The sequence below is a fragment of the Chamaesiphon sp. OTE_20_metabat_361 genome (assembly GCF_031364565.1).
Genome location: NZ_JANLWO010000870.1, coordinates 1 through 3,369 on the forward strand (window position 1 = coordinate 1; position 3,369 = coordinate 3,369).

General features: G+C 46.5%; 4 protein-coding genes. 2 read left to right on the plus strand and 2 right to left on the minus strand.

All coding sequences use genetic code 11. The annotated features are described in order from the left end of the window. Both RMO35_RS24440 and RMO35_RS24445 read right to left on the minus strand, forming a co-directional pair. The coding region (locus RMO35_RS24440) for a DUF4874 domain-containing protein (RefSeq protein WP_309745236.1) at window positions 1-1,081 on the minus strand (1,081 nt) is incomplete at its 3' end. A 23-nt stretch (window positions 1,082-1,104) separates the two neighbouring features. Beyond that, window positions 1,105-1,293 carry a hypothetical protein gene (locus tag RMO35_RS24445; protein WP_309745238.1) on the minus strand — a complete coding sequence of 63 codons (189 nt, stop codon included), beginning with the start codon at window positions 1,291-1,293 and terminating at the stop codon, window positions 1,105-1,107. Window positions 1,294-1,426: 133 nt separating this feature from the next. Here RMO35_RS24445 and RMO35_RS24450 point away from each other — a divergent pair, with 133 nt between their 5' ends. Both RMO35_RS24450 and RMO35_RS24455 read left to right on the plus strand, forming a co-directional pair. Then, a complete protein-coding gene (locus RMO35_RS24450; protein WP_309745240.1) occupies window positions 1,427-2,746 on the plus strand; it encodes an O-antigen ligase family protein in 1,320 nt (439 codons plus the stop codon). 53 nt (window positions 2,747-2,799) lie between these two features. After that, window positions 2,800-3,369, plus strand: a 570-nt coding sequence (locus RMO35_RS24455) for a lipid II flippase MurJ (protein WP_309745242.1), incomplete at its 3' end; no start/stop codon positions are given.

Genomic DNA, 3,369 nt, shown 5'->3' on the forward strand with positions numbered 1-3,369 from the left:
GGGCGGGAAATCTGGACTGTAGAAGCTGTAATCGGTAGCCTAGATTGCGGGCAATCCGATCGTAACAGCCTTCTTTGCGCCAGCGATCGAGATCTGGCTCATAAAAATAAGCATTGATGTAGCTCCAATGAAATTTAGCTAACTCGGCTTCGGCTGTCGGACAATTACTCCGGTGCTCGGTTGGCGTCACCTGACAAGTCTCGCCCCCGACTGCCATAAATGGCGAAATTTTACTAATATAGCTTTGGAGTTCGGCTGGATTGGGGTAATAAGTGCCCGCATCCGATCGATTGGCTAAAAAACAATCATTATGAAAGCCGACTCGCGCTTGACGGTTGCCATTAAAAGCATTGGCGAGTGTCAGGGGTTGGGGATAGACCGTCCTGAGATCGTGAGGATATCGCATCTGCACCATCCGACTGCTGGGCGTTGCGGCGAGCAGTGCTGCTAAAATTTTAGCTTTGGGCGCGGGTCGATCGAGTCCATTGGCGGAACTATGCCATTCACCCCAAGCACCGATAAAACCACCTTGGATCGTCGCAATGACATCGGCATTCTGCCCCAGGATGGGTTTAAGCTGGTTGATATGCTCGATCGTCAGTTCGAGGCTGGCATCTGGCGATTTTGAGACATCACCGTCTCCTGTCGGAAAATTGTAGCTAAAGCGGGGAATGACTTTGATCCCGGCGGCGCGGACGAGTTGAAATTGTCGATTTAATTGGGCGAGGAAGGTGGCGGGGAGCGGGCGATTGCGGTAGTCATCTAAGCGAATCAAGGCGCGTGAGAGCGAATGACCTTTGCTGCGAACATAGCCAAAGTCGCGACCGCTCATCAGTTCGATATCATTGTGAAATCCCCGCTCGGGATTGAGAAATGCGGCTGAGGTTGCCACATAATTGACGGATTTAGAGTCAATTAGAGTTGTGGGTTTGGGGGCTTTTGCCAAAACTGGTGTCCGATCTAGGTCGCGACGCTCTGGAGCAGATACTGCGATGCTAGCTAGATCGCTACTACTCGTACAGCCGAGCGGCATTATGGCGATCCAACCGATCGCCCACAGGTAAGAATTCAAACGCTTCATATGTGGTGCTGATTTAGTGTTGTTCAACTACAAAATGTATTGCCGATTGCCAGCTTCAGTAGTGGACTGAGGAAGTCGGCGCTGAATTTGGATCGCCATTTTGCATCGTTTAGCTGATGTCGCTCGTGCCGCACATCAGCTAAGATAGCAGCAAAACATCCAATCGAGCGATCGCCGTTGGCGGAGCCTCTCAGAATGAGAATTGATGCCAAGGGTGCGAACTTTTATGCCAGTTTCAAGTCTAATTCTACTAACTTTATATTAGCAAAATTTTAAGTTAACCTGGTCTTATATGTTACTTACAGATCGATAAGAATCGATCTTAACTATTTATTTATTTATCCGATGTCATCTAACTTATACGAACAATTTGTCGCGCCAAGAAGCAAAGTTAAAATTTTTGCCGATCGATATCAATATATATTATCGATCGTTGCGACTTTTTTGTTTTTCTCAGATCTCCCCGATTACTTATTTGTAGCGCCAGTCATCCCGATCGTGCCACTAGTTTGGATCGGCGCGATCGCTGTTTTAGCGATCCCATTCCTAAAGAAAGCTGCGAATCTACCCAAGCCCCTGCTGGGATGGATGGTTTTTTATCTATTAATTTCACTGCTGTCAGTGATGACAGTTAGTGCTGATGAAATATCACTAACTGACTTTAGATCTAAAGTTTTGTCAGTTTTGTTCGTCGTGATGATGTACTCGATTTACCAACAAAAATCGGTAATTCAAGTCAAATATACAATCCTAGTAGTCATGCTGATGAGTGTCGGCAACAACTTATTTGAACTATTAAATCCCCGCGTATTTACGGAAGTCAATGTCGGTCGTCCCGCTGGATTCTATGTCGATCCCAACAAGACAGGCTGCGCTCTAATGTTAGCAATGCTGTTAAGTCTAACTGTTATCAAAAAGCCCTATCGCTGGATTTCAATTTTGGTTGCGGGGATTGGAATTATGGCGACATTTTCGCGGGGAGCCATTCTCGGTTGGGTGATTTGTACCATCTTATTAGTTATCGGTCGAGTGATTTGCGAGCAGCGCCGCAAAGTGCTGTTACCTGCGATCGTCTTCATTTTCTTATTGATATCGCTCAACCCACTCCGGGCACTCACAGACTACTTTAAAGGCGATCCCAGCGGTGCTAACTGGGATATCGTCAACAGACTAGAAGAGTTTCAAAACCCTTCGCTCTCAGAAGATTCGGCGCTAGAACGGCAAGCTGTGGCTGCTGGCGGTTGGATCTCTTTTGGTAGAAAACCATTCTGGGGAAATGGACTAGCCTCGACTCGTAAATGGACTGTTTCGGAGGTATCTACCCACAATATGTATCTTTACCACTTGGCGGATAATGGCATTTTGGGAGTGCTATTTTTGCCAGGAGCGATCTTATCAGTCGTCTACCGCAATCGAGGCGAAGAACGGACGATTTTAGTTTGTTTTGTAGTCTTTTTGGGTTTATGGGGGCTATTCAGTCATGAGGTGTTAGCCGAACGATATACATTAGCGAGTATGGCGCTACTTGCCGCCATGAATACCAATCAAAAGTGGTATCTCAAACATACGAACCGTAATTTTCAATTGGCACCATCAATGTCACGGACATCATTATATTTACCACCAGCACGCAACCAAAAAATCATTTCCCAAAATCGCGATTAGACCTAGTTAGAATCTAAGTCTGTAGCTTAATCCCCGACCTGAATCAGAAAATAATGAAAATCGCTCGATTGCAAAAAATACCCGAACTATGGAAAAAGCTTAGTAGTGGTTCGATGAATAGTCGGATTTTGGGTGCGGCAATTGTCGTCGGCATGGGAACGATCTTCGTTAAATTACTGGCGATCGTTAAAGAACTAGTTGTTGCTGCCCAATTTGGGACAGCGGATGACCTCGATGCCTTTCTGATTGCGTTAACTATTCCGTCTTTTGTCCTCAATATTATCGCTGGCTCATTTAACTCGGCACTCATTCCCACTTATATCAAGGTGCGAGAGCAAGCCGGGCTAAAGTCAGCTCAGCAACTATTTGCTGGCGCAACAGTCTGGAGTATCGGCTTACTGCTGATTACGACATTGTTGATGCTGTTTAGCATCCCGATTTATCTGCCAGCACTCACCAATGGGTTTAGTGCCGATAAATTAGCATTGACTAACAATCTGCTGTGGGCGATCTCGCCGATGTTATTACTCACGGGGATTGGTTCGATTTGGGGAGCCGTCCTCAATGCTGGCGAGCGGTTTGCCCTAGTGGCGCTAGCACCGACGATCACGCCAGTAGTTACT

Coding starts and splice junctions, on each gene's coding strand:
- RMO35_RS24450 (WP_309745240.1), top strand. CDS start 1,427: ATGTCATCTAACTTATACGAACAATTTGTCGCGCCAAGAAGCAAAGTT.